23 protein-coding genes and 3 tRNA genes are annotated in these 25,646 nt (G+C 38.9%); 24 read left to right on the top strand and 2 right to left on the bottom strand.

Annotated features, from left to right (window positions below; all coding sequences use genetic code 11):
• The first annotated feature begins 120 nt into the window (after positions 1 to 120).
• Positions 121 to 1,716 carry a hypothetical protein gene (locus A2294_02830; GenBank protein ID OGH86163.1) on the top strand — a complete coding sequence of 532 codons (1,596 nt, stop codon included), beginning with the start codon at positions 121 to 123 and terminating at the stop codon, positions 1,714 to 1,716.
• A gap of 78 nt (positions 1,717 to 1,794) precedes the next feature.
• Here A2294_02830 and A2294_02825 read toward each other — a convergent pair whose 3' ends face one another.
• On the bottom strand, positions 1,795 to 3,345 hold the full coding sequence (locus A2294_02825) for a hypothetical protein (protein ID OGH86162.1): 1,551 nt from the start codon (positions 3,343 to 3,345) through the stop codon (positions 1,795 to 1,797).
• Positions 3,346 to 3,571: 226 nt separating this feature from the next.
• Between A2294_02825 and A2294_02820 the strand changes: the two genes are divergently transcribed.
• The 3 genes from A2294_02820 (at position 3,572) to A2294_02810 (ending at position 5,268) form a co-directional block, all read left to right on the top strand.
• Positions 3,572 to 4,231, top strand: a complete 660-nt coding sequence (locus A2294_02820) for a hypothetical protein (protein ID OGH86161.1) — start codon at positions 3,572 to 3,574, stop codon at positions 4,229 to 4,231.
• A gap of 4 nt (positions 4,232 to 4,235) precedes the next feature.
• Positions 4,236 to 4,311: transfer RNA gene (locus A2294_02815), tRNA-Ile, on the top strand.
• Between the two features lie 24 nt (positions 4,312 to 4,335).
• Entirely contained in the window at positions 4,336 to 5,268 is a 933-nt protein-coding gene (locus A2294_02810; protein OGH86160.1) for a hypothetical protein, read from the top strand.
• A gap of 258 nt (positions 5,269 to 5,526) precedes the next feature.
• Here the strand turns inward: A2294_02810 and A2294_02805 are convergent, their stop codons facing one another.
• On the bottom strand, positions 5,527 to 6,657 hold the full coding sequence (locus A2294_02805) for a hypothetical protein (GenBank protein OGH86159.1): 1,131 nt from the start codon (positions 6,655 to 6,657) through the stop codon (positions 5,527 to 5,529).
• Positions 6,658 to 6,815: 158 nt separating this feature from the next.
• On the opposite strand from A2294_02805, the gene A2294_02800 reads away from it, so the two are divergent.
• From A2294_02800 to A2294_02705, 20 genes are all read left to right on the top strand, one after another.
• Positions 6,816 to 7,268, top strand: a complete 453-nt coding sequence (locus tag A2294_02800; GenBank protein ID OGH86158.1) for a hypothetical protein — start codon at positions 6,816 to 6,818, stop codon at positions 7,266 to 7,268.
• A gap of 147 nt (positions 7,269 to 7,415) precedes the next feature.
• Positions 7,416 to 9,545, top strand: coding sequence for a valine--tRNA ligase (locus A2294_02795; protein OGH86157.1), 2,130 nt, complete (start codon positions 7,416 to 7,418; stop codon positions 9,543 to 9,545).
• A gap of 101 nt (positions 9,546 to 9,646) precedes the next feature.
• Positions 9,647 to 10,669 carry a hypothetical protein gene (locus tag A2294_02790; protein OGH86156.1) on the top strand — a complete coding sequence of 341 codons (1,023 nt, stop codon included), beginning with the start codon at positions 9,647 to 9,649 and terminating at the stop codon, positions 10,667 to 10,669.
• A 28-nt stretch (positions 10,670 to 10,697) separates the two neighbouring features.
• Positions 10,698 to 11,891 carry a tyrosine--tRNA ligase gene (locus A2294_02785; protein OGH86155.1) on the top strand — a complete coding sequence of 398 codons (1,194 nt, stop codon included), beginning with the start codon at positions 10,698 to 10,700 and terminating at the stop codon, positions 11,889 to 11,891.
• Positions 11,892 to 11,896: 5 nt separating this feature from the next.
• The gene (locus tag A2294_02780; protein OGH86154.1) at positions 11,897 to 13,594 is read left to right on the top strand and encodes an arginine--tRNA ligase; all 1,698 of its coding nucleotides are present in this window, start codon (positions 11,897 to 11,899) and stop codon (positions 13,592 to 13,594) included.
• A gap of 133 nt (positions 13,595 to 13,727) precedes the next feature.
• A complete protein-coding gene (locus A2294_02775) occupies positions 13,728 to 14,810 on the top strand; it encodes a hypothetical protein (protein OGH86153.1) in 1,083 nt (360 codons plus the stop codon).
• A 79-nt stretch (positions 14,811 to 14,889) separates the two neighbouring features.
• On the top strand, positions 14,890 to 16,482 hold the full coding sequence (locus A2294_02770; protein ID OGH86152.1) for a hypothetical protein: 1,593 nt from the start codon (positions 14,890 to 14,892) through the stop codon (positions 16,480 to 16,482).
• 10 nt (positions 16,483 to 16,492) lie between these two features.
• Positions 16,493 to 18,133 carry a hypothetical protein gene (locus A2294_02765; GenBank protein OGH86151.1) on the top strand — a complete coding sequence of 547 codons (1,641 nt, stop codon included), beginning with the start codon at positions 16,493 to 16,495 and terminating at the stop codon, positions 18,131 to 18,133.
• 95 nt (positions 18,134 to 18,228) lie between these two features.
• Positions 18,229 to 18,645: a hypothetical protein gene (locus A2294_02760; protein ID OGH86150.1), complete on the top strand. Its 417-nt coding sequence runs from the start codon at positions 18,229 to 18,231 to the stop codon at positions 18,643 to 18,645.
• Positions 18,620 to 19,564, top strand: a complete 945-nt coding sequence (locus A2294_02755; protein ID OGH86149.1) for a hypothetical protein — start codon at positions 18,620 to 18,622, stop codon at positions 19,562 to 19,564. The genes A2294_02760 and A2294_02755 overlap by 26 nt, the downstream gene beginning before the upstream one ends.
• Before the next feature lie 20 nt (positions 19,565 to 19,584).
• Positions 19,585 to 19,658: transfer RNA gene (locus A2294_02750), tRNA-Val, on the top strand.
• A gap of 127 nt (positions 19,659 to 19,785) precedes the next feature.
• On the top strand, positions 19,786 to 20,394 hold the full coding sequence (locus tag A2294_02745; GenBank protein ID OGH86148.1) for a hypothetical protein: 609 nt from the start codon (positions 19,786 to 19,788) through the stop codon (positions 20,392 to 20,394).
• Positions 20,395 to 20,502: 108 nt separating this feature from the next.
• A tRNA-Leu gene (locus A2294_02740) sits at positions 20,503 to 20,588 on the top strand.
• Positions 20,589 to 20,900: 312 nt separating this feature from the next.
• Positions 20,901 to 21,455, top strand: coding sequence for a hypothetical protein (locus A2294_02735; GenBank protein OGH86147.1), 555 nt, complete (start codon positions 20,901 to 20,903; stop codon positions 21,453 to 21,455).
• 15 nt (positions 21,456 to 21,470) lie between these two features.
• Positions 21,471 to 21,872, top strand: a complete 402-nt coding sequence (locus tag A2294_02730; GenBank protein OGH86146.1) for a hypothetical protein — start codon at positions 21,471 to 21,473, stop codon at positions 21,870 to 21,872.
• A gap of 17 nt (positions 21,873 to 21,889) precedes the next feature.
• Positions 21,890 to 22,249: a hypothetical protein gene (locus A2294_02725; GenBank protein OGH86145.1), complete on the top strand. Its 360-nt coding sequence runs from the start codon at positions 21,890 to 21,892 to the stop codon at positions 22,247 to 22,249.
• Positions 22,250 to 22,392: 143 nt separating this feature from the next.
• Complete coding sequence (locus A2294_02720) at positions 22,393 to 23,697, top strand: transcription termination factor NusA (protein OGH86144.1); 1,305 nt, start codon at positions 22,393 to 22,395, stop codon at positions 23,695 to 23,697.
• Between the two features lie 21 nt (positions 23,698 to 23,718).
• On the top strand, positions 23,719 to 24,453 hold the full coding sequence (locus A2294_02715; GenBank protein OGH86143.1) for a hypothetical protein: 735 nt from the start codon (positions 23,719 to 23,721) through the stop codon (positions 24,451 to 24,453).
• Positions 24,428 to 24,715 (top strand): hypothetical protein, encoded by a 288-nt coding sequence (locus A2294_02710; GenBank protein ID OGH86142.1) that lies wholly within the window; start codon positions 24,428 to 24,430, stop codon positions 24,713 to 24,715. The genes A2294_02715 and A2294_02710 overlap by 26 nt, the downstream gene beginning before the upstream one ends.
• Positions 24,690 to 25,628, top strand: coding sequence for a hypothetical protein (locus A2294_02705; protein ID OGH86141.1), 939 nt, complete (start codon positions 24,690 to 24,692; stop codon positions 25,626 to 25,628). The genes A2294_02710 and A2294_02705 overlap by 26 nt, the downstream gene beginning before the upstream one ends.
• Positions 25,629 to 25,646 lie beyond the last annotated feature (18 nt).

Genomic DNA, 25,646 nt, shown 5'->3' with positions numbered 1-25,646 from the left:
CTTTCCATCATTTTTACCCTAGCATTTTGAGGTGATTTTGTCAATGTTTGGGCATTGACTAAATGATAATAAATTGGTAGGGTGTAAATATAAGATCCTTTACAATAAGAGGTAAGAAACATGGTCGAGTCTACTGGTGTTAATTTCTTTACCGGTTTCAACCTAGATGAGTATGAAGTGCCATCTGATGTGTTGGCTTTAGTACCACGAGAAGTGGCCTTGCGGTTTAAACTCGTGCCGCTTTGCATCGTTGACAAAACCCTCACTATCACTATGGTTGGTCCTAGTAATACTGATGCCATTGAAGATATAAAGTTTTTGACTGGTTATAAAGTTGAAGTTGCAAATATTCCTGCTGATAAAATTGAACGAGCCTTGGACAGATATTATAGGGTTGGTTTTGTAGAGGCACCACACCTTGCTTCTGGATTTGGGAAATCTTTTGAAGAAGAAACTCCTGTTGATTTGAGTAGTTTTCCCGTGGATTCATCTGATGAAGAACCTGATAATCGGGAAGAAGAAAGAATGGGGTATTCATCCTCGCAAGAGGTTCCAATAGTCAGATTGGTCAATTTGATTCTGGTGGATGCGGTAAAGCGCGGAGCTTCCAGTATCCATATAGAGCCCTACTCCCGTAATTTTCGCGTGCGTTATCGCATAGAAGGTCAATTATTTGAAGTTATGCGGCCTCCACAGAAACTGAAGGATGCCATAGTTGCCAGAATCAAGATCATGGCTGATCTTGATATTACTGATCGGTTTTTGCCCCAAAAAGGCCGCATCCAACTGGTAATGGGTAGGGACAAGAACGTCGACTTTAATGTAAGTACTATGCCTGTCGCTCATGGCGAAAGTGTGGTACTGCACATTCTGGATAGATCTAATGGGCGAAAGCACTTGGAAAATCTGGGGTTTGAAACAGCTCAGCTTGAACAAGTAACACAGGCGGCTAAAAAATCCTCGGGTTTGATTTTGGTGACCGGTCCGGTTGGTTCCGGTCGGTATACCACTTTGTACGCTCTTCTTACCGAACTTAATGATCCTAACCGGAATATCTTTACGATTGAAGACCCTATTTTGGAGGATTTTGGCGGTATTAATCAGGTACAGCTAAATACAAGAATTGGCTTCAACCTTGAAGCAGCCATTCGGCACTTGGAATCTCAGGGTGCCAATGTCATGATGGTGGGGGAATCGCCTTGGGACAGAGAAACGATTGAAGCTCTAATCAAATCTTCTTTGTCCGGGCGGCTGGTTCTTTCTTCCTTCCAGACCGAGAATGCTTCTTCTGCGGTTGGCAGATTGCTTGATATGGACTTCTCGCCCTTCATTCTGGCGTCTTCTTTGTCCTTGATCTGCGCGCAAAGATTGGCGCGTCGGATTTGCAAAGATTGCAGAGAAGATGATGACAGCCCAATGGAGGGTCTTAGTTCTGTTGGTTTTACATCAACTGACTTAGTGACTCTCAAATTAAAGAAGGGTGGGGGTTGCCGAACTTGTGGCAATACTGGTTTTAAGGGGTTTGTTGGAATTCAAGAAGTATTGCCTATGTCTGAGGAATTCAAGAAAGCTCTTTTGCGTGGTCTCTCGCCGGCTGAATTAAGACAAGAGGCCAAAAGTTTGGGCATGATGACTTTGCGCCAGGCCGGTTTGGCTAAGGTGAAGCAAGGTCTTACAACTATTGCAGAAATTCTGCGGGTAACTCCGGCAGACTAAAACAGCAAGACCCTTGTTTACGGAATAACATCTGTTTAACAAGGGTCTTTTAATTTTGCAAGCGCGCGCAGGTAGGAATTATTTTTTTACTGTGAGAAACTTCTGTGCTTCTTTTTTGTTTTTGATTTTTCTAGAGAGCTGGGCCTCGCGCAATTCTTCCAAATACTTTCCAACTTGCGGCCCAGGTTGGATTTTTAAAATTTTCATAATTTCGTGTCCATCCAAAAGCGGCGGGGGCAAAGTCTTTTTTTGTTTAAGATTTTTTAGTAGTAATTTTATTCTTTTCACCAAAACAGGCAGTGATCCCAGTTGTGGCGTGCCACCGACGTAAGAAGCCATCTGGTCGCAATAAATTAATTTTAATAAATCCGCTCCTGGCACCAGGGGATTAAAGAAATTTTTTTCAATCGTACGGTTAGTGAATTTCATTGGATCGCCATGTACAGTTAAAAGATGTCGTTGAATCATCCAGGCCACTTTATCTGTGTCACAAGGGTAGTCTTCTACGCTGGAAAATTTAAGGCGCTGGCCAATTTTTTTGATTAGCTCCGCACCCACGCTGTCATGTTCATCTGTCCTTATTCTATCCACCCCGTCTTTTTCTGGGGTCTTGATGGTGTAAGGCTTGCCTAAATCATGAAATAAAACTCCCAACACTAGCTCTGGGGTAATTGGGGCTTCTGCCTGTAAATTTATCGGCAAGGTTTTAATAAATTTTTTAAAACCCGGGGTATGAATAGTGGCCAGGGCAATTCGTGTGTGGGTCCAAACATCGCCCTCGGCATGAAATTGCGGCGGCTGAGGACAATCTTTCATTTTTAAGATTTCCGGAATCAAGTATTTAAAAGCTCCCGAGTTAAGCCATAGATCCATTGTCTTAACAGGATTCTTCATTAAGGATTTTAAAAATTCGCGCGCCACAATTTCGTAAGGCACAAGACGTTTTATTTCTCCGTTGAGGCGGATTTCTTTATTTATCTGGGAGATTTGTTTTTTTAAAGCCGTCCAGGTTTTGTCTTCTAATTCAAAATTTAAAGCGGCGCTAAAACGCAAGCCTCGTAAAAGCCGGGAATAATCTTCTTGAAATCTTTCCTGTGGCAGGCCAACCGTGCGGAGTATTTTTTTCTTTAAGTCGGCAAGGCCACCAAAAGCATCAATGAGATCCACGGCAATAATTTTTTTATTTTTTATTCCTAACCGCAAAGCCAGGGCGTTGATGGTAAAATCACGGCGCGCCAAATCTTGTTCCAGTGATAATTTATAATCGGATTGAGTTTCTACATCACGATAGCCGCCAGTGCCCAGGGCATGTTCGGTGCGGGGGAGAGCAATATCAAAAGTGGAAGAGGAATTTTTAGGTTGGAATTTGAAGACACCAAAGCGTTCGCCCACCAAATTAACCGTGCCTTGAGTCTTTAAAAAAGCCGCCAGTTTTTTGGCCGGTACGCCGCGAATCACAAAATCAAAATCTTTGCTGGGACGTTTTAAAAGCCAGTCGCGCACAATGCCGCCAACAAAAAAAATTTCGGTCGAAGGTATTTTTTTAAATAAAACCGCAATAAAAACCAAGCCCTTTTCCTGTTTTTGAGCTAGAGTGAGGGATTTTTGAATAATTAAGGGTATAGACATAGATAAGGCTATTTTAGCAAGCATCTTGACAAAAGTCCAAAAACATGGTCAGTCATGGGGCGTGTTCGGTTTCTTTACAAATTATTAAATTACTCAAATCATAATAATCATAATCGCGTATTTATGACCACGGCCATTCAGATAGGGGATCTCTATTTATTTGATATTAGATATTTACATATGTTATAATGTACTTATGAAATAAATTCCTACAAACCTATTTTGTATGTCCAAAATTTTATTGAGAGAAAAAGCTTTATCTTTAAGAAAAAAAGGACTGAGTTATTCTCAAATTAAAAGAGAAATTAAAGTTTCTAAAAGTACTTTAAGTTCCTGGCTTTATTTTCTCCCTTTGTCTAAAAAGAGGATAGATGAGCTGCGAAATAAAAATTTGGATAGAATAGAAAAATTCAGAAATACCATGTTTGAAAAAAGAAAAAAGAGAATGGAAGAAATATTTTGTAGAGAAAAAGAATTATTATTACCTTTAAATAAAAGAGAACTATTTTTAATAGGTTTGGGATTATATTGGGGCGAGGGATCAAAGCAAGACTGGTCTAGAGTGGCATTAGCTAATACGGATCCTAATATTTTAAAATTTTTTATTAAATGGCTAACTGATATTCACAAAATTTCTAGAACTGATTTACGGATTGGTTTACAACTTTACCCCGACATGAATATTAAGGAAGAAATTGATTTTTGGTCTGAATATCTTAAAATATCATCAGATCAATTTATTAAGCCTTATATTAAAAAAAATATTAGTAAGCGCATTAATCATAAAGGAGGATTTGGCCATGGTACTTGCACAATCATGTTTAATCGAGTAACATTGAAAGAGAAAATTTTGATGCAAATTAAAGTTTTGAGTTCAATTCATTAATTTTGCGCCTGTAGCTCAGTGGTTAGAGCATGCGACTTATAATCGCAGGGTCGATGGTTCAAATCCATCCAGGCGCACCAAAAAAACCTACCTATAAATTAATTATGAATTTTTCCGAAATCATTTTAATAGTGTTGGGCCTAACTTTGTTTGAGGTTATTTCCAGTATTGACAACGCCGTGGTGAATGCCGATGTTCTTTCCACCATGTCTAAGAGGGCGCGCCATTGGTTTTTGTTTTACGGCATCATCATTGCCGTTTTTTTGGTGCGCGGCTTCATGCCGCTTTTAATTATTTATTTTTCCAGTCCGGGATTAAATTTGGTGCAATCTTTTTGGGCTACTTTTAGTTCTGATCAATCGGTAATTAAAATAATTGAAAAACAGACCCCTATACTTTTAGCTGGCGGCGGTATGTATTTGGTTTATTTGTTTTTTTATTGGTTGTTTTTGGAAACAAAGGAATATGCCTTCTTTTTGGAAAAATATATTCATCACCGTTTATCATTTTGGTTTTACGCCGTCGCTTCTGTTATTTTGTTAACCGTGGTTTGGGTGACCATCAAGATCAACCCGTTTATTGCTTTAGGCGCGGTGGTCGGTTCCACAGCTTTTTTTATTACTAATGGATTTAAAAAGAATGCCGAAGAAAAAGAGAAGGAGTTAACCACGGGGCATCTTTCGGATATCAGCAAAATTTTATATTTGGAAGTGATCGATACCACTTTTTCTATTGATGGAGTGCTAGGCGCGTTTGCTTTCACGGTTTCCATTCCTTTAATTTTACTTGGTAATGGTTTAGGAGCCGTGGTGGTTCGATATTTTACCGTACATGGCATTAAAACTGTTAAAAAATATCGTTATTTAAAAAATGGCGCTATGTATTCCATTGGCGTTTTAGGCGCAATAATGCTCGCCGAAAGTTTGCAAGCGCATATTCCCAGTTGGTTTTCGCCCGTAATAACTTTTATAGTGGTGGGTGTATTTTTATGGCTTTCTAAAAAAGAATTGCAGGCCAAAAAAATGCTTGTTCAATAGATTTTTGATATAGTGAAACTATCTTATGAAATCAACAATTTTGGAACAATTTGGTTTAAATGAAAAAGAATCGGCGGTGTATTTTGCGGCTTTAGAATTGGGTTCGGCGGCGGTGCAAAAAATTGCCCAAAAAGCCGGCTTAACTGCGACGTGTAATTAACTTTGTCATTTCCTCCGCTGGTTTGAGTACCGGCGGATTTTTTATACAAAAAAATTGCGCCAACAAAAAAATCGCTCTTGACATTTCGTCAACGATTTTTATTTTCCCAACGCTTCTTTAATCTTTTCCACCACTTCTTTTTCCGCCGTTAACAAATTTTTATTTTTTATAGTTATCCGCGCACGTTGCTTGGTGCCTTCGGGATTGAATATTTTTGTGAGCATCAGCGCGTCAAAATTATTTTGTGCTGTCACAATTCCTTCTACGCCCATTTCTGTTTCATACAACAAGACAATAATTTTGGCCTCGGGAGAGTTGGCAATCAGTTCGTCAACCACTTCTGGCAACTCCTGGGCTGTGGCGCCGGATTCATGCAAATCATTTTTTGACAGTGCTGTCCAAACCAAGCCGCAGGCATTATCATTTTTTAAATTACTTAGTGCCTTGCCCCATAATTTTAAAGTGGGCAGGGTGCGACGACGATAAAGTTCAGTGACAATTTTTTCTCTGTCCGCTCCCAAATTTACCAGTTGACTGGCGTTGTGCAAAGTGCGGCCGTTAATGTTGGGCGTGCGAAAACTTTGGGTTTTAACAATCAAGCCCGTTAAAAGTAAAGTAGTAATTTCCGAAGTGATAAAATCCGGCCAGGTTTTTTGCAATAATTCAAAAACAATTTCCGCGCTGGCCATGGCCGAAATATCTATTAGATTTATTGAACCAAAATTTTCATTGGCTGGGTTATGGTCTATGTTAACAATAGGCACTTTGGAAAAGAGATCGGTATTATTTTGATACAGTGTCCCCAGTGATTGCAAATCCGGACAATCCACCGTAAAGATTAAATCAAATTTTAAATCCGTGGTAGCGGTTTTAATGTTTTCGTGAGAAATCAATCCTGTTTTAGGTGTGATATAGACGAATAAATTATCATCTTTAACATCATAACTTAAAGAAGCCAGTTTATTTTTGGATAAATCAACTTTGATGATGAATTTTTGTAGAGGCGAAAGATTAGTGTGAATTTCTTTAAAACCGGGCAGGAAATTGAAGATGGCGGGAGGGGAAAAATTGGGGCTGATTATTTCCGTTTGCTTGTTCATTTTTTTAAGGATTTGCCCTAAGGCCAAGGCTGTGGCTAGGCCGTCGCCAGAGTCATGTCTAAAAACCACCAAAATTTGGCGGGCGCGGTTTATCGCTTCCGTAAGTTGTTTTTCCCTTTCTAAAGCCATAATTACCAGAATAGGTTATAGTATAATAAGGAAGAGAGATTGTCAAATAGGCGTACTAGAATATGTGTGCTAGACGCGAGATTGACATTTTTCAATTATTTTGCTAAGCTCCTTAATAGAAAAACAGTTTTTTGATAAATCAAAGTGAGGAGGGGATCATGCACGGTTTAATCATTGCTCTTTTTGTGGCGATGGGATTGGGTCTGTCCAGTACTGGTTGGGCGTTGTTTTCTTTTTTGACACCTGGCGCCAGGGAGGGAAGTGCCTTTCTGGAAGTGCTGATGAAAATGTGCTTAGTTTTTGGTCTGCCCTTGTTGCTCGTCTCTACCTATTGTCTTTATGGGCCGTTCAGTCAGGCTTTTAAAAGCAATTTCCTTTTTCCGCTGGGGTTATTTTCCTTTACCATGGCTCTTTCCCAGTTTTTGTATATCTTGTGGGAAGCAAGGCAGTTGAACAAGTTTTTGACCATTGCCCCGCTTTTTCAAAAGAGCCAGCCCAATCTTGCTCAAACTACCATTAAGTGGATTAGCAAGACTTTTGTCGTCAGTATCGCGCTAGGGTCTACTTGTTTCGTGTTGGTTTTGGTTGATTTTTTTGTAACCATTATTTAATTGGATAGTGTTTTACGCCCTTGCTTAACAGCAAGGGTTTTTTAATTAAAAAAAGCAACCTGTTGAGTTGCCATTGTTTAGTAAGTCAAGATCTTGCCTTAAAGCGGTTTTTAAGTTAGAATAAAGAGACAAATAAAATTATTATGTATGGAATTGCCAAAAGTTTTTAAACCGGAGGAATTTGAAAAGGAAATTTATAAACAATGGGAGGCGAGCGGAAAATTTGCCTCGTCTAAAGAGGCCAAGGGCGAGCCGTTTTGTATTATAATGCCACCGCCTAATTCCAATGGTTCTTTGCACGTGGGTCACGCGGTTTTTGTGACACTGGAAGATATTATGGTGCGCTATCATAGGATGAAAGGCGAACCGACTTTATGGTTGCCCGGGGCCGATCACGCCGGTTTTGAAACGCAAGTTGTTTATCAAAAAAAATTGGAAAAGGATGGTCGTAATTGGTTTACTATTCCCAGAGATGAATTATACAAAGAAATTTGGGATTTTACGCAAACCAACAAAACGGTAATGGAAGGGCAATTGCGCCGACTTGGTGCGTCTTGCGATTGGACAAAAGAAACTTTTGCTCTGGACCCGGAAATTGTCAAAATCGTCAATCAAACTTTTAAAAAGCTTTACGATGATGGCCTGGCTTATCGCGGAGAAAGAATTATCAACTGGTGTGTGAAACATCAAACTACTTTATCTGATTTGGAAGTGAAGCATGTAGAAAAAGAAGATCCTTTGTATTATATAAAATATGGGCCGATTACTTTGGCCACGGTGCGGTTGGAAACTAAGTTTGGTGATACGGCTATTGCCGTGCATCCTAATGATGAACGCTATAAAGAATATATTGGCCAAGAGGTGGAGATAGAAACTTTAATTGGCAAAACTAAAATAAAAGTTATTGCCGATGAAGCCGTAGATCCCACATTTGGCACGGGCGCGGTAAAAGTGACGCCGGCCCACGATCCAATTGATTATGAAATTTGGCAGAGGCACAAAAATGAAATTCCCGGACCCATAGAAGTGATTGATCAATATGGCAAATTGAATTTGTTAAAGCATTTTCCAGATAATGAGGCGGCTAAAAAATATCATGGTTTAAAGATTGCCGAGGCTAGAAAAGTGATTGCGCAGGATTTGGAAAAAGCCGGCTTGATGGTGAAAATTGATGCTAATTACAAACATAGTGTGGCCACCTGCTATAAATGCGGCAATGTTTTGGAGCCTAGGGTTTTGCCTCAGTGGTTTATTAAAATGAAACCTTTGGCAGAAAAAGCCATGGAGGCGGTTAGAAACGGCGAGGTAAAATTTGTCACGGAAAAATTTGAAAAAATATTTTTTCATTGGCTGGAAAATATCCGCGATTGGAATGTTTCCCGTCAGATTGTTTGGGGGATTCAAATTCCGGTGTGGTACAAGGGTGAAGAAGTTTATGCGGGTGAAGAAGCGCCGAAAGGGGAGGGCTGGGTGCAAGAAACTGATGTTTTTGATACTTGGTTTTCTTCTGGTCAGTGGCCGTTTGCCACTCTGCAAACCACTGGCGATTTTAAAAGGTTTTATCCAACAGCCGTAATGGAAACTGGTTGGGATATCTTGTTTTTTTGGGTAGCCAGAATGATAATGCTGGGAATTTATGTGACTGGCAAAGTGCCGTTTAAAAATGTTTATCTGCACGGACTTGTGCGTGACAAAGACAGACAAAAAATGTCTAAGTCTAAGGGCAATGTAATTGATCCTTTGGGCGTAGTAGAAAATTACGGAGCCGATGCTTTGCGTATGGCTTTGGTGTTTGGAGTTTCCGCTGGTAATGATGTTGTTATTTCCGAAGATAAAATCCGTGCGCATCGCAATTTTGCCAATAAAATTTGGAATGCTTCTAGGTTTGTAATGATGAATTTGGGAGAAAATTTTGTGCCAGCAGAGAAAAATAATGTTGTTAATGAACAAGACAAAGCAATTTTGGAAAGATTAGCCGAGGTGACAAAAAAAGTGACGAAAAATTTAGACGATTTTGATTTTCATTTGGCAGCGGAAGAGGCTTATCAATTTTTTTGGCATGAATTTTGCGATAAATATTTAGAAGAAATAAAACCGCGGCTGTCTGCCGAGGTAAGTGAAGAAGAAAAAAAAGCGGCCAAGCAAACACTTTTCCGCGTTTGGTTAATTGGTATCAAATTATTACATCCTTTTGTTCCGTATGTCACAGAAGCTGTATATCAAATGTCTCCGTCTAAACAAAAGGAATTTTTAATGATTGAAAATTGGCCGGAATAATTTTTATGCCCCTAAGACTTACTCGTAATGAAATCGCTCAACACTGTCAGCATTTTGGCGAACCTGCCAAGGCGAGCGTTAATTAAACAAGAATTAGAAATATGCTTGAAAAAAATAATGGAGAGATAATTTTAAAAAATAAATCGGATATCTTTTTGAAAGAGGCAAAAGAGATTCATTTAATGCCTTTTAAAGAATTGGATTTATATGATAAGGCCTTTGTAGAGGTTGAGTCTTTGATTCATCGTTTGACAGTTGGTCGCAATCAAGAAAATGAGATAGTTTTTTCTTCAATCAAATCAGCCTTAGATAATTTGTTAAAAACAAGAGATTTGAGCCGTCATCTATCTAAAAAAATGAAAGGCTATTTTACCCACGATGCTAAAAATTTTAGAAGGGCGGTTATAGATATGAGCAAACAGATTATTTTGGAAGACATTTGTGAAGATTATTTGAAAGGGAAAGAATTTACCGAACAAGATCTGGAGTATTTGTTGGAAAGGTGGGTTTCCGTAAAAAAGAATTGGGAGGCCTATCGTCTAATAATGGAAGATTTATTTTTAAGAGGAGAGAATCCCGCGGAAGTAATGGTGAGGAATATTGATCAAGAAAAAGACATTGGACGTTTGGTCAAAACTTTGGAATGGCTTTTAGGTGGTTTTGACGGCGGTTTTCACAAAAGCGGTCCTGAATATTTGAATAACAAACCAGAAGTAATTTATAACAATATTACAGCGGAGGAAGCGACAAATTTGAAAATTAAAGCTCCTCACGGTTTGATTTTTAATATTTTGCAGAATTGTTTATCCAATGCTTTAAGATCGGATATAAAAAATATGCAAGATAGTCGAGTGCAATTGATCATTGAAAGAGACGGACAAAATTTGGTTTTTAAATTTTCTGACAACGGAATAGGCATACCCAAAGAAATTCAAGGCAGGATTTTTGATGAAAAATTTTCTACCAAGGAAGAGGCTTTGCGCGGGATAGAAGAAGGGGGCAAGGGTTTGGCTTATGCTGATAAGCGTCTTTTAAAAGTCGGGGGTAATATAGAGGTGATGTCGCCGGATACTGACGGCGGTTGGAACACTACCTTTAAAATTACCGTGCCGATTGTGGGATAATTATAAAATATTTTATATAAAATTATATATGTCAGTTGATACAGACCCTAAAAAAATTGAAGAGATTTTAAAAAAAGGCGTGGAAAATATATATCCCACCAAAGATTTTTTAAAAAGTTTGCTACAATCGGGCAAACAATTAAAAATCTATACCGGCTACGATCCAACTGCCGCCACTTTACATATTGGCCACGGAATTACTTTATTAAAATTGCGCCAGTTTCAAGATTTAGGACATAAAATAATAATGCTGATTGGTGATTTTACCGGGATGATTGGTGATCCGACGGACAAAACGGCAGTGCGTAAAAAATTAACCCGTGAAGAAGTTTTAAACAATTGTAAGAATTATCAAAAGCAGGCTTCGGCAATTTTAGATTTTGAAGGAAAAAATGCGGCGGAAATAAAATATAATAACGAGTGGCTTGGTAAAATGAATTTTGCTGATATTTTGGAATTAACTGCGCATTTTACCGTACCCAGACTTCTGGAGAGGGATATGTTTCAAGAACGTTTGAAAAAAAATGAAACTATTTATCTTCATGAATTTTTATACCCTGTAATGCAAGCTTACGATTCCGTAGCTATGGACGTGGACGGCGAAATTGGGGGCAATGACCAAACTTTTAATATGCTGGCCGGACGGGATTTAATGAAAGAATTAAAAAATAAAGAAAAGTTTGTTTTAACAATGAAATTACTCGCAGATAACAGCGGTGTAAAAATGGGTAAAACCACCGGTAATATGGTGGCGTTATCCGATACGCCGGAGGAAATGTTTGGCAAAATAATGAGTTGGACCGATGGCATGATTTTGGGCGGATTTGAGATGTGCACGGAAATGCCTGTTTTAGAAGTTAAAGATATTGAAAAAGAATTGAAAGCAGGTGCTAATCCTAAAGATTTAAAAATGCGTTTAGCGGGTGAGATTGTAAAAATGTATTATGGGGAAAAGTTGGCTGTTGAAGCGCAAGAGCATTTTGTAAAAACTTTTACTAAAAAAGAAGTGCCGGAAGAAATGATGGAAATTAAAGTGACTGATAAAAATATCTTAGCAGTTTTAGTGGCTGCCGGTTTTGTTAAAAGCAAAAGCGAAGCGCGGCGGGTAGTGGAACAGGGCGGCGTGCAAGTTAATAATCAAAAAATAGATTCCATTGAAATGGATGTAAAGAGCGGCGATATGGTGCAAAAAGGAAGCAGGTTTTTTGTAAAGATTAAATAACAATTATGTTGGAGGAAATTAAACAACAAATCATTGAACTTCTCAAAGATGGTGGAGTAAGTGGAGAAATTGAATTAAAAAAACCACCTCAACCAGGAATGGGAGATTTTTCATTTGGTTGTTTTGGTAAAACAGAACATCTAGGGATCAATCAAATTTTTGAATTGGCTAATAAATTGAATAATTTGACTAATAAAGATTCCATAATAGAAAAAGTTGAGGCAAGCGGGCCTTATCTTAATTTTTTTCTTAATCCGGCTATGGTAGCGGAGTTGGTTTTACCCCAAATCAAAAAGAAAAAAAATAAATATGGGCAAGGTACGGCCAAGAAAGGTGAGCAAATTTTAATTGAGTATCCTTCCAATAACACTCACAAAGAAATACATGTGGGTCATTTAAGAATAATGTGCTTGGGTAATGCCTTGGCCAATTTATATGAAGCCGCCGGTGCCAAAGTGATTAGGGTTAATTACATCAATGATTTTGGAGCGCACGTGGCCAAGTGTTTATGGGGCTTAGTTAATTTGCACAAAGGAGAAAAACCGCCAGCTGATAAGCAAAAATGGTTGGGACAAATTTATGCCGAAGCCAGTAATTATTTAAAAGAAAATCCGGAACAAGCTGAAGAATCTAAAGCAATGCTGAAAATGCTTGAAGCCAAAGACAAAAAGATTTGGAAATTATTTTTGCAGACCAGGCAATGGAGTTTGGATGGTTTTAAAAATATTTTTGCAGAACTTGAGGTAAAGCATAAAACAGTTTTTTATGAAAAAGACGTTAAAGACTTGGGACAAAAAGTGGTTGACGAGCTTTTACAAAAGGGAATTGCCAAAGTAGGGGAGGGTGGGGCGATTATTATTGATTTAGGAAGTTTTGGTTTGGATGTCGCCCTTATCAGAAAAAGCGATGGTGCCGGTTTGTATTTAACCTCGGATTTAGGATTAGCCAAGGTCAAGGCCAAGAAGTTTTCCAAAATTACCGGTAGTATAAATTTAACCGGTACAGAACAGAAATTTTATTTTCAACAATTATTCAAGATTTTGGAACTCAGCGGATTTAAATATAAGATGTCTCACGTGGCTTGCGAATTAGTCGCTTTACCTGGTGGAGAAAAAATGTCTTCGCGCGCCGGCAATGTGATTTTATATGAAACGGTACGCGATGAAGCCTTGCGCGCGGCCAAAGAAGAAACAAAAAAACGACATCCGGAATGGTCGGAGGCTAAATTGGATAAGACGGCCAAAGCCTTAGCCTTTGGCGCTTTAAAATTTAGCATGATAAAAGTTGGTAGCAATCAGACAATTGCTTTTGATATTAAAGAAGCAATTTCTTTTGATGGTTTTACCGCTCCTTATTTGCAATATAGTTTGGCCAGAATGAATAGCCTTTTAAAAAAAGTAAAAATAAATTTAAAAACAAGTTATTCTTTGTTGATTTCCGATTTTGAAAAAAAATTAATTTTGAAAATGGCCGGTTTGAACGGGGCCATTATTGTAGCAGGGGAAAGGCAGGATCCTTCACAGCTCGCCAAATATCTCTATGAGCTGTGTCAGGATTTTAGTAATTTTTATGAAAATTGCCCGGTCTTGAAAGCCGAAAGAAGTGAATTAGTGGCGGCGCGTTTGGAATTAGTAAGAATGGTGAGACAGGTTTTGGAAAATGGTCTGTTCATTTTAGGAATTCCAATTATAAAAGAGATGTAGGTCTTTGAAAGTCCCTGTGGACAAATCCCAGACAAATCCCTGCTCTTGACAAATTGTGATATATTAAGTAGGATAATCTGTTGCGTTCCAAGTTGGGTATGCAATAATTGTTCTTAAACATAGGGAGGAAGCGATGGAAACTGCACCAGTTACCAAGAGATTTGTGGTGTTTTTGTCTCAGCTCCGTGAAGAGCCTCACAATACCGATATTCAGCTTGCTCAGATGACGATGAAAATGAAAGAGCAAGCCGAAAGAGATGGGTTTTTCTGGTGGTCCCCTAAGACAGAAATTTTGGGGGTGGATTTCCAGATTCTTCTTATTGACAGGCGGCCTTTGCAGTTTTTGCGCTATCGCGAAGAATCACTAGATTTGATCAAGCGCGCCATGCGTGCCGCCAAGAAAGTTGGCGCAACCGATATTGGTCTGGGTTCGCTGGTGGCTTCGGTTTCTCACAGCGGACAGGATTTGGTGGAAGAGGCGGATCAGTTGGGTCTGAGGCTTGATCATGGTGATGACATGAGCATGGCTTTGGCTTACAGTGCCGCCAAGAAACTGGGTAATCTGGGCTTGCCTTTGCAAAGGGTTTGTCTTGGTATCGTAGGCGCCGCTGGACTCATGGGCGCTGGTTTTGCCAGGCTCATGGCGAGCGAAGTTAACAGCATGGTTCTGGTAGTAAGAGATCCTGAAGATCCAAAAGTGACAGGACTGGTAGATGATTTGCAAAGGATTAATCAGCTTCTTTTGGTAACCATTTCCAAGGATTTCACTGCCTTGCGTCAGGGTGGCTGTGAGTTGATTTTTACCGCTCACTCTTCTCCTGAGAGCAGGATTCTGCCAGAACATGTAACACCGGCTGCTTTTGTCTTGGATGCTTGTATTCCGCCAGCCGTCAGAGAGGAGGACTTTCTTGGCTGGCCTGTTTCCATTCTGCCTGTGGGTTGCGGGGTTTTGCCTAAGGCCATTGCACCTAGGGGTATAGGTGTTGATCTCGGTATGGGTCAAGATGAAAATAACGGGAGAACCACTTATGGTTGTATGCTTGGTTGCATCTTGTCAGCATCAGTTTTATCTACCAAGCACAACATTAAGAGTATTGACCCGCCAGTGTCGCAATATCTTTTGAAACAGGGTGCGTTGAATGGCATTGCCCATCAACCTTTCCCGCAGAGTGAAATGGCCATCGCGGAAAAACTGCGCACGCTTTACATTCATTAAGGCAAACAATCAACTCAGGGATAGGTCGCAAGGCTTATCCCTTTTTTTATGATATAATAATGTTTGATTCAATTTTTTTATGTTTGACCTCGGCACAATTTTACCGCTTGTCTGCGCCATTTTTGTGGCCATTTTGGCTTGGTTTGTTTTTTATGAAAATCCGCGCTCGCCGCTTAACCGCCTTTTTTTGGCTTTTTGCGTGGCGATGATTTTTTGGCTGGTGGGCACCTTCATGATGTTTCTAAACAAAAATAATGAGGTGGCGGCTGTTTGGTGGGACAGATTCGTTTATTTAGGGGTTTCTTTAATGCCCGCCTTAATGCATCATTTTAGTTTGGTGTTTACCAATAACAAGGGTCAAAGAAAAATTTTGATTTTTACTTATTTAGTATCCATTTTTTTTCTTTTAGTCAGCCGCACTCCTTATTTTGTTGATGAAATCTATCGTTATAGCTGGGGAGCTCACACTCAAGCCAGAATTTTGCATCACTTTTTTTTGCTCTTTTTTTATTGGGGTGTACAAATTTTTATCATCAATATTTGGCGAGCGTATAAAAACAGTCAAGATAAAAAATTTAAAACTCAAGCCGTTTACGTGGTTTTGGCTTTTTCCGTTGTAATGTTTGTGGGCGGCACAGCTTATCTTTCGGCTTACAACATTGATATTCGTTACCCTTTTTCTTATTTTTCCGGCCTGGCTTTTCCTTTTATTTTGGCCTATGCCATTACTCAGCATCATTTGCTTGGTGCCAAAGTTATTCGTACGGAAATTTTTATCGCCTCAATCCTTTTTTTAATTATCATCGGGTTATTTTTATCTAAATCAATTTGGGAAATTGTTTTCCGTTCCTTGTTTACTTTAACTGTGGCTTTTTTAGGTTGGCTTTTAATTCGTACCATTAAAGAAGAAGTTGACAAGAGGGAAGAAATGCAAAAATTGGCTGCCAAAGTAGAGGAGGCCAATAAATCTTTAATTGTTTTGGATAAAGCTAAAAGTGATTTTTTATCTATTGTCGCCCATCAATTACGCACCCCCTTAACTATTATTGGTGGCTACATTTCCTTGTTAAGAGAAGGAGCCTATGGCAAGGCCGATAAAAAAGTTGATGAAGTTTTTTCCGCCATTGATCAGAATAATAAAAAATTAAATCAACTGGTTGATGAATTTTTGGATATCACCAGGCTAGAAGAACAAAGGTTGCAATATGTATCTAAAGATTTGGATTTAAGAAAAGTAGTAGAAGCGGTGATTGAACGTTTAGCGGAAACCGCCAAAACAAAGAAGATTAAAATTATTACTAATCTGCCTGATGAGCCGGTGAAGATTTTTGGCGATGAGGAAAAACTCACTCATGTTTTTGATCATTTAATTGATGATGCTATTAAGTATGGACTTTCTAAAGATGTGCAATTAAGAATGATGGAAGATGGTGAAGGAGTTTTAACACAAATTAAAGATCAGGGTATTGGCATAGAAGAGGCCGATTTGGCTAATTTGTTTCAAAAGTTTTACCGCACCAATAATGCAAAAGCGGTTGATGCTAATGGTGTTGGTTTAGGTTTGTTTTTGTGCCGTAAATTTGTGGAAGCCCATAATGGCTCAATTTGGGTGGAATCCTCCGGGGTTAACCAAGGCTCCACTTTTAATATTTGGCTTCCTTTAAAACCTTAGATTTTATTTTATGCAGTGGCAATTTGTCTTCATTAGTTTAATTATTTTTTTCACTGTGGGGGCGGGCGCTTATTTTATTAAACGCTACAAATTCGCCACTCATTTTCAGGCTTTTGGATGGATTTTAGTTTCGGCCGCCTTGTGGTCCTTGGGAATGATTGGGTTTTTGGTAGCCCAAACAGATTCTTTGGCTCTTTTTTGGTTAGAAGTGGGCCATGTGGGGGGACTGTGGATTGGTTTGTGGCTGTTTTATTTTGCCTATGTTTTTCCGCCCAGTCGTCCGCGTCCGCATTTTTTGTTGCGTTGGCTTTTAGGTTTTGGTTTTATTTTTTCTATTTTTTTGCTTTGGCCGGGAAATTTATTAATAGGTATCACTCATGCCAGTTGGGGACGCGATGCTTTTTTTGTTTCGGAAAGTGTGCAATTATTTTCTGCCGCCCTCCTTTGTTTTTGGCTCTTTGGCGTGGCAATTTTTTACAAAAGATATAAAAAAGCCGAAGACAAAATTTCTCGGCGTCAACTGGCTTACATTTTTTGGGGGGTTATTTTAGGCAGTTCCCCGGGATTGGTTTTTAATGTTTTTTTAACCAATCCTTTGGCTGGACAGCAATCGCAATATTTTTGGCTTGGTCCCATATCCGGAGTTTTAATCGCCATTGCCATCAGTTTTGCTTTGTATAAAAATTATCTTTTTCATCCTAAGGTTTTAATCGGTGAAATTTTTGCTTTTTGTTTGGTTTTGTTTGCCGCAGGGAGCATGCTTTTTGCCGGTTCCATTGTGGAAACCATTTGGCAATTTATAATTTTAGTATTTACGGCAATTTTTGGGTTTTTTTTGGTGCGCAGTATTCTACAAGAGGTTCAAAGGTTGGAAAAAACTCGGGAATTGAAAAAACTTTTAGACGATGCCAATTGGAAACTTAAAGAATTGGAACATTCCAAAAATGATTTTTTGTCTATTGCTTCCCACCAATTGCGCACCCCGCTGTCTGTTATTAAAGGATACATTTCTCTTTTAAGTGATGGCGATTATGGCGAATTGGATAAAAAAACTACCCCGATTTTAAATAATATTGCTTACAGTATTGAAAGGTTAATGCATTTAGTCGATCAATTTTTAGATTTAAGCCAGATTGAAAGCGGTAAGATGCAATTTGAATTTACGCGGACGGAAATGAACATTTTAATTGAACACGTGACTAACGAATTAAAATCGCGTTTGCCTTCTAAAATTAAAATGAGTTTTGTCAACGAGGCCAAGAATAAAGTTTTTGCCGAAATGGATGGAGATAAAATAGTTAATGTTATTTTTAATTTTGTAGATAATGCTATCAAATATACGGAAAAGGGGACTATTAAAATAATTCTGCGGGATTTAGGCGACAAGGTTGCCGTAAGCGTAGTGGATACCGGCATTGGGCTTAGTGTAGAAGACAAAGAAAAGGTTTTTTCCAAATTTTTTAGAAGCAAAGACGTTTTAACTGCGGTGGGTCGCAGTGGTACCGGACTGGGATTGTATATCGCTGCCAAATTTGTGGCTGGCCATAAAGGAGATATTTGGTGTGATAGTTTGGGCAAAGATAAAGGTAGCGAATTTGGTTTTAGTGTGCCCGTAAAACAAGAGCTTAAAGCCACTCAAGTGGCGGCTTAATGGGTTTTTCGTCAGGCCTTAAAATAAGTTTGACAGTTAAGGTTTTTTGAGCTAAAGTAAATCTACTTTAATCTACTAATAATTCATATCTAAATATGACTGACAAATACGCAGAAAAAGTAGGAGGCGATGTAGAAACAATTGTAGGTCCTTCCGTAAAAGTAGAAGGCGACTTTGTTTCCGAGGGTAATGTAATTATTGAGGGTCAAGTTAACGGCAAAATCAAAACTGCCAAACAACTGCGTGTGGAAGAAGGGGCTAAGGTTAATGCGGATGTGATAGCCGACAGTGCTGTGGTGGCTGGAGAGGTAAAAGGCAATATGCGTTTGGCTACAATTTTAGAATTAACTCCTACTGCTAAAGTTTTTGGCGATGTCACCACTAAAACACTAATTGTATCTGCCGGCGCTATTTTGCAAGGCCATACTTTAATGGATGAGAGTGAAAAAGGCAAAGGCAAACCCGGAAAAAAATCTGAAGGATATGATGAAGCCGGCCTTGAAACCGCTTAAAAAAAATTTTCTTAATCCGGAAAAGGCCAGAAAAGAATTGCAGAGTTTGGTGAACGGAGGAATGCAAAGGAATGGTGTTGCCAGACGTATAAAAAGCGTTTTGCCACCCGCTAATTTAAACTACGGGCTGGATAAAAAAAGCAGTAATAGTTACATTTATCTTTACGATACCTACGTTCAAGATCCGGAGTATAAAAACATTATTGCCAACATAGAAAAAAGGTTGCGTGATTTTGAGATTTTTGGTAAGACTATTAAATTGTCTTCTTTTACTAATCCCAAGGTTTTAATAGAAGATGAGATGCGTCATGGCTCCAGTACTGTGGTAATGGTAGGAAATGATGATACTTTTATCAGGATTTTGTCCCGGGCGGCAGATTTAAATGTCACCTTTGGTTTTATTCCTGTGGGCCAAAAAAGAAATCATTTTGCCGAGGTTTTGGGAATGCCTTTAAATGAAAAAGCCTGTGAAGTTATTTCGGCGCGCAAGATTGAGAAATTGGATTATGCCACTATTAATGAAAAGTTTTTTTTCATTTGTTATTTGTTTATTCCTTCCGCCAAATTAAGGGTGCAGTGCGATGAAAATTTTACTGCTGACTTGCGTCAAGAAAAATTTGAAGTGGCTATAGCCAATCTGTTACCTCCGCCATTTGAAAGTCAGCGTTTTCATTTGCATCCGCAAGACGGCCAGATGGAGATATACTTTAGGCCGACCGGGGGCGGGCTTTTGTCCAGTTTGATGGCTAGTAAAAAGAAAAAGAAAATCAGTACTTTCTTTTTTAAGAAAATTTTGTTAAAAATGGAAAAGCCGGCTTTGGTGGTGGCAGATGGTCGCGAAAGCAAGGAGGCTATGATTTCTATTGAAATTAATAAAAAAAAGTTAGCCATGATTGTGGGGAAAAATAGACAATTTTGATTTAGGAGAAAATAATTTAGGGGCAGTTAGCTCAGTTGGTTAGAGCGAACGGTTTACATCCGTTAGGTCATAGGTTCGAATCCTATACTGCCCATTAAAAGACTCTGTTTTTAACAGGGTCTTTTAAAGTTTAAAACTCTTGACTAAAAAGCAATTTTATATCATAATATTGTTCTGTTGTTGAATGTTGTTCCTTTTACCTTTTAATTGGAGTCTTAAAAATGGCAGAAACGTCTTTAGTTGATCTGCGTTTGGTTGAACAACTGCGCCAAGATGTCATTTTGCGGAATTTTGACGTTGTTAAAAGTCAAGATCCCGGACGCATGGTGATTGTTGACTGTGCGGATGGATCACGCAAACTGGAATTGCTTTTGCACCACTATAATCTGGCTCAGACTGCCGGTGATGTGGCTATGGATGAATGCGTTTTTCATGATCCGTCCTTGAACGGCGGCGGGTTGCTTTTGCATCCCGAATCTCCTTTGATTAAGCCTCATTTGCGCCAACATCTTACTTTGCTTGATAGTATTGAAGGAGGTGTTCATTTTAAGAATCTTGATGGCAATGGCGCCCGGCCGTTGATTTTGATTTACGCTCATACGCCCTGTGCCGCCGCCACGGCTTATAGGTTGAATATTGTTGAACAAATGCAGTGGATTGTCAGAGCCAAACAGTATCTTAAGGAATTGCACCCCAATTGGCGGGTTCTCTGCATGGTTCATGTTTTAAAGTCCGGTCAACCTAGCGCTAAGGAAAAAAGAGGGCAGTATGCCAGTTATGTTTTTTCCAGCCGGGCTTTTTTGCGGTGGTTCTCCCGATTTTCTCTTTAGTACCTTGATTGTTTAATCAGTCACCTTACAACCGGCACCAACGCCGGTTGTTTTTATTGACCAGAATTTATTTTTTTGTTATTATAGGCTTAAAGAATTACAACCTGCGCGCGAGTGGTGAAATGGTATACACGCAGCCTTGAGGTGGCTGTGGGGGCGACCCCGTGGAGGTTCAAGTCCTCTCTCGCGCACCAATATATTTATGAGAATTTTTTGGATTTTAGGTTTACCCATTGGTGCAATTTTTATCATGTATACAGAATGGTTCATTACTAATTTTGGCTTAATTGATTGGGCTGAGGAAAAATTTGGTTCCTCCGGCGGTACTCGCACTTTTTACAAATTATTCGGTCTCGGTATCATTATTATTTCTTTATTGGGTGTTTCCGGTGCTTTGGGTGGAATTGTTTTGGGGCTTTTTGGTGGTTTATTCAGAGGGTTTTCTAATTAGCATTTGTATCACCCTAGGGCTTAGCCCAAAGGATTTTCAATCATAATTTAATTATATGATTTTAGAATCATCCGGCGGCAGTAAGTTAATTGATCCCAATTTTGTTTTACAAAAATTAGGGCTTAAAGAAAAAATGATCGTGGCTGATTTGGGGTGCGGCGCTGTGGGACATTTTGTTTTTCCCGCTGTTAAAATGGTGGGCAAAGAAGGTCGGGTTTATGCTGTAGACATTCAGCGCTCGGTTTTGGAGAATATAGAAAAACGCGCTGAACTGGAACATTTTGAAAATATTGTTGGAGTGTGGAGCGATTTGGAACGCTTAGGAGCGGCTAAAATACAAAGTGAAGCTGTTGATGCGGCGTTTTTAATCAATACTTTGTTTCAAAATAAAGACAGAGTCGCCATTTTAAAGGAAGCGCGGCGGCTACTAAAAATTGGTGGTCGGCTGATGGTGGTGGATTGGATGTTAACCGATGCACCTTTTGGTCCGCCGGTAGAAGGACGAGTTGATCCTTTTTGGGTGGAAAAGACAGCTGATGATTTGGGTCTAGCGTTAAAAGAAAGATTTTCTGCCGGTAAATATCATTACGGTTTAATTTTTGAAAAATAATTTCAATTATTGTTTATGTATTCTATCAAAAATATTTTTTCTCTCTCTTATTGGTTTAGCCAAACTCCCTTGCTTGGCTCGGCGGCTTTTTGGGTTATGTTAATTATTTTTGGTTTGTTTTTGCTGGCCGCTATTATTTTAAAAGTTTTATCACAAAGTCCGCACTACGATGTTTTTGCGCGCCGTGGTCTTAAAAAAATTTCTAGGTTGCTGGGGTGGATGGGAGTGTGGGGTTTAATTATTGTTTTTTTCCGTTATGAATTTACACCTATTTTATCGCGTCGTTTTATGCTGGGATTGTGGATTATCGGTTTGGTTGTCTGGCTGGTGTTTATTGTTAAATATTTTTTAAAGATTGTACCTAAACGAATGGCGGAAAAGTTGGAAAAAGAAAGATTAAATAAATATTTGCCGTAAAAATAATAAGGGGGATTATGTATACTCAAAAAATTGGGCGCTATGGAGAAAATTTAGCGGCCAGATTTTTAGTTGGCAGGGGTTTTAAAATTTTGGACCGTAATTGGCGCACGCGTTATGGTGAGTTGGATATTATTGCTCAAAAGGGAGGGGTGATTCATTTTGTGGAAGTGAAAACTAGGACGGGTTTAGGCAGTGGGGAACCGGAAGAAGCTATTAGTTATTTTAAAATGCGGCGTTTGCAAGGCGCGGCGCGAAGTTTTTTGCTTTTACACAATTTAGCCGAGGTTGCCTGCCAATTTGACTCTTTAGCTGTAGTTTTAAATTTAAAGGCCCAAAAAGCCAGGGTAAGATTGATAGAAAATATTGTATTTTAGATACAACTATTGACAGACAGGCCGGAATTTGCTATAATATCTTTAGAAACTAGTTTAATCATTAAACTAGTCTTTTTTTTAAATCAAATTTAAGATATACTTAAATAAATAATTTAAAGGCCTTTTTGGCCTATCTATCATTTATGTCTTCACCTATTGCCCAGGCTATCAAACAAATTTGCGACGAGAAAAAAATTTCTTATGAAGCGGTTTTAGATACTATCCAAGCGGCTCTGGCTGCCGCTTATCGCAAGGATTTCGGCGAAAAAAATCAAAATGTCCAAGTGGAATTTAATCCTGAAACCGGTGAAATGAAGGCTTTTGATGTAAAAACAGCGGTGGCCGATGTGGATTTGGAAGCGGAGGCCGCAGAAATAGAAAAATTAAAAGAAGACTATGCCGCCAAAGTTAAAGAAGCAGAAGATAAGGGCGAGCCGATTCCCGAAATGGAGCCGGTTAAACGTTTTAATCCTAAGACCGAATGGATGATTAGCGAGGCTAAAAAAGAATATCCTAAAGCCAAATTGGATGAGGTAATCAGAAGGCCTTTGGGAATTCCGGCGGCTTTTGGCCGCATGGCTGCGCAAACCGCCAAGCAAGTGATTATTCAAAAGTTGCGCGAAGCCGAAAGAGAAAATATTTTTGGTGAGTTTAAAGGACGCGAAGGAGAAATTGTAATTGGTACGGTAGGTCGTCGTGAAGGACGCAATGTCATTATAGATTTGGGTCAGGCCAACGGCGTTTTACCTCCAGAAGAGCAGGTGACTGGTGAAAGATACAACCCGGGCAATCGCATCAAGGTTTATGTTTTGTCAGTGAATATGTCTGTACGCGGACCGGAAATTAAAGTTTCTCGCGCTACTTCGGAAATGGTTAAAAAGATTTTTGAAATGGAAATTCCGGAAATTGCCAGTGGCGTAGTGGAAATTAAAGGCGTAGCGCGCGAGGCCGGCTCTCGTTCCAAAGTAGCGGTTTACACCAAAGAAGAAAATATTGATCCGATTGGCTCTTGCATCGGCCAGCGCGGCGCTAGAATTCAAACTATTATTGCGGAATTGGGCGGAGAAAAAGTTGATATTGTTTTGTATGATGATAATACCGGCAATTTTATCGGCAATTCTTTATCGCCGGCTAAATTTTTGTCCGTGGAATTAAATGAAGCGGAAAAATCCGCTTTGGTAAAAGTGACTCCCGATCAGTATTCCTTGGCTATTGGTCGCGGCGGACAGAATGTTCGCTTGTCTTCCAAATTAACCGGCTGGCAAGTGATTGTGGAGCAAGTTGGCGCAGAAGCTCCGGCTGAAGAAGTTGTAGCAGAAGATGTGCCAATAGAAGAAATTGTGTCAGAAAAGGAGTCCGAAAAAAATTTAAAAGAGGCCGACGCTAAAGAAAGTTCTCCGACAGAAGAAAAAGCAGAAGAGACAGAAGCAAAAGAAGTCGCGGAATAATTAACATAATTTATTTATTTTATGCTTTCTTCTTTATTCCATTCAATCATTTATCAGCCAATTTTTAACATTTTGATTTTTCTTTACAATGTAATTCCCGGTCATGATTTTGGTGTAGCTATTATTATCATTACGGCTTTAATTCGTGTAATTTTGTGGCCGTTGTCCAATAAATCCATCCGGGCGCAAAAATCAATGCAAGGCCTTCAGCCCAAAATTAATGCTTTAAAAGAACAGTACAAAAATGATAAACAAAAATTGGCGCAAGCTACGATGGAATTGTATAAAACAGAAAAGATCAACCCTTTTGCTTCTTGTCTGCCCTTGATTATTCAACTGCCAATTCTGATTGGTTTTTATTGGGTATTGAGTGCCGGGTTAAAATCGCAAAATTTTGAACTGCTTTACCCTTTTGTCCATAACCCCGGCACCATAAAAACTTTGGCTTTTGGCTTTTTAGATTTAAGCCACGCCAATATTATTTTGGCCGTACTGGCCGGCGCCGCGCAATTTTGGCAAACTAAAATGTTGCCGATGCAACCGCCTGTTGTTAAAGGAACGGGCAGCAAAGACGAAGGTATGGCCGCTATGATGAATAAACAAATGCTATATATGATGCCGCTTATGACTGTTTTTATTGGCGCTGGTCTCCCTGCCGGTCTTACTTTGTATTGGCTCGTCACCACGCTTTTAACCGTTTTGCAACAAATAATTGTCTTTAAGAAAAAAGATGTTACTCTCATTACCACAAATTAAAAATTTGCCGGTTTTTACCAAGAACAAAATTAAATTGGGTATTATAGTTGATTTGGAATTAGATACGGACAGTCAAAGTGTTTTGCGCTACTTTGTTCAAAAGGGTCAAATTTTGGGACGTTTGCAAGAGCCTTTAATTATTCATCGTAGTCAGGTTATTTCTCTTACTCCAGAAAAGATGATAGTGGAAGATAATGTCGGTGAAGAAAAAGCAGAAGAAAAGAACAGCGCTTTTTATGAATCAACAGCTGCCAATTATTAAAACCCTGTCTTTTTTTTCCATTTTTCAACAACCCCTTACTTTGTTAGAGCTTAAGGAGAATCTCTTTTGTTCCGCCAAAACAGACTTGTCTCAATTAAGAAAAGATTTGGATGTTCTTATAAAAAAAGGAGCCGTAGGAACTACCAACGGTTTCTTTTTTTTGTCTCCAGACGAGTCGTTGGTTTCCCGTCGTCTTCAAAAAATTTTTTGGGAATTGCCCAAATGGCAAATTGCTCAAAAAGCCGCAACAATTTTAAATTTGGTGCCTTTTATTAAATTAGTGGCCGTGTGCAATAGTTTGGCCTTTGGCACCAGTAGGGAAGAAAGTGATATTGATTTTTTTATTGTGGCTAATCGCGGCCATGTTTGGATTGTGCGTTTTTTAGCTAATTTATTCTTACGTCTTTTTGGTTTGCGTACTTTTAAAAGTAAAATGACTAATCGTATTTGTTTAAGTTTTTTTGTTGACACGAATCATTTAAATTTACAGGCTTTAACCTTGCCTAATAAAATTGATGTTTATTTGCATTACTGGATTGCTTCTCTTATTCCTTTAGTTAATCGCAATAAAACTTTAGAAAAATTTTGGCAAGATAATTTTTGGATTAAAGAAAATTTAGCCAATTGGAATGAGGAGGGCAGGACTTGTGATTATCGTTTAATTAAAGAAGATTCTTGGTTAAGAAAGATTGGAAGCTTGGCAGAGTATTTTTTGGCGGGAGAATTAGGGAGTATTTTAGAGAATTTTTTACGCCTAGTACAAATGGAAAAAATTAACAGTAGACTGAGTTGGAAGAGGCATAATAAAAATGATATTGTAATTAAGGAAGGATTTTTAAAATTTCATACCCCGGATAAAAGAGAAGGGTATTATAATTTGTGGCAAGAAAAATTTTCCTCCGGGGTAGAATAAATTATCCGGCGTGTTCAA

The organism is Candidatus Magasanikbacteria bacterium RIFOXYB2_FULL_38_10 (genome assembly GCA_001783145.1).
Classification (GTDB): Bacteria; Patescibacteriota; Patescibacteriia; order Magasanikbacterales; family UBA10003; genus GWC2-40-17.
The sequence above is the reverse complement of the archived record's forward strand: the minus strand, read 5'-3'. Positions and strand labels throughout refer to the sequence as shown.

What these genes read in the sequence shown, in the direction of transcription:
- A2294_02830 (OGH86163.1), top strand. Translation starts at nt 121, where the DNA reads ATGGTCGAGTCTACTGGTGTTAATTTCTTTACCGGTTTCAACCTAGAT.
- A2294_02825 (OGH86162.1), bottom strand. Translation starts at nt 3,345, where the DNA reads ATGTCTATACCCTTAATTATTCAAAAATCCCTCACTCTAGCTCAAAAA.
- A2294_02820 (OGH86161.1), top strand. Translation starts at nt 3,572, where the DNA reads ATGTCCAAAATTTTATTGAGAGAAAAAGCTTTATCTTTAAGAAAAAAA.
- A2294_02810 (OGH86160.1), top strand. Translation starts at nt 4,336, where the DNA reads ATGAATTTTTCCGAAATCATTTTAATAGTGTTGGGCCTAACTTTGTTT.
- A2294_02805 (OGH86159.1), bottom strand. Translation starts at nt 6,657, where the DNA reads ATGGCTTTAGAAAGGGAAAAACAACTTACGGAAGCGATAAACCGCGCC.
- A2294_02800 (OGH86158.1), top strand. Translation starts at nt 6,816, where the DNA reads ATGCACGGTTTAATCATTGCTCTTTTTGTGGCGATGGGATTGGGTCTG.
- A2294_02795 (OGH86157.1), top strand. Translation starts at nt 7,416, where the DNA reads ATGGAATTGCCAAAAGTTTTTAAACCGGAGGAATTTGAAAAGGAAATT.
- A2294_02790 (OGH86156.1), top strand. Translation starts at nt 9,647, where the DNA reads ATGCTTGAAAAAAATAATGGAGAGATAATTTTAAAAAATAAATCGGAT.
- A2294_02785 (OGH86155.1), top strand. Translation starts at nt 10,698, where the DNA reads ATGTCAGTTGATACAGACCCTAAAAAAATTGAAGAGATTTTAAAAAAA.
- A2294_02780 (OGH86154.1), top strand. Translation starts at nt 11,897, where the DNA reads ATGTTGGAGGAAATTAAACAACAAATCATTGAACTTCTCAAAGATGGT.
- A2294_02775 (OGH86153.1), top strand. Translation starts at nt 13,728, where the DNA reads ATGGAAACTGCACCAGTTACCAAGAGATTTGTGGTGTTTTTGTCTCAG.
- A2294_02770 (OGH86152.1), top strand. Translation starts at nt 14,890, where the DNA reads ATGTTTGACCTCGGCACAATTTTACCGCTTGTCTGCGCCATTTTTGTG.
- A2294_02765 (OGH86151.1), top strand. Translation starts at nt 16,493, where the DNA reads ATGCAGTGGCAATTTGTCTTCATTAGTTTAATTATTTTTTTCACTGTG.
- A2294_02760 (OGH86150.1), top strand. Translation starts at nt 18,229, where the DNA reads ATGACTGACAAATACGCAGAAAAAGTAGGAGGCGATGTAGAAACAATT.
- A2294_02755 (OGH86149.1), top strand. Translation starts at nt 18,620, where the DNA reads ATGAAGCCGGCCTTGAAACCGCTTAAAAAAAATTTTCTTAATCCGGAA.
- A2294_02745 (OGH86148.1), top strand. Translation starts at nt 19,786, where the DNA reads ATGGCAGAAACGTCTTTAGTTGATCTGCGTTTGGTTGAACAACTGCGC.
- A2294_02735 (OGH86147.1), top strand. Translation starts at nt 20,901, where the DNA reads ATGATTTTAGAATCATCCGGCGGCAGTAAGTTAATTGATCCCAATTTT.
- A2294_02730 (OGH86146.1), top strand. Translation starts at nt 21,471, where the DNA reads ATGTATTCTATCAAAAATATTTTTTCTCTCTCTTATTGGTTTAGCCAA.
- A2294_02725 (OGH86145.1), top strand. Translation starts at nt 21,890, where the DNA reads ATGTATACTCAAAAAATTGGGCGCTATGGAGAAAATTTAGCGGCCAGA.
- A2294_02720 (OGH86144.1), top strand. Translation starts at nt 22,393, where the DNA reads ATGTCTTCACCTATTGCCCAGGCTATCAAACAAATTTGCGACGAGAAA.
- A2294_02715 (OGH86143.1), top strand. Translation starts at nt 23,719, where the DNA reads ATGCTTTCTTCTTTATTCCATTCAATCATTTATCAGCCAATTTTTAAC.
- A2294_02710 (OGH86142.1), top strand. Translation starts at nt 24,428, where the DNA reads ATGTTACTCTCATTACCACAAATTAAAAATTTGCCGGTTTTTACCAAG.
- A2294_02705 (OGH86141.1), top strand. Translation starts at nt 24,690, where the DNA reads ATGAATCAACAGCTGCCAATTATTAAAACCCTGTCTTTTTTTTCCATT.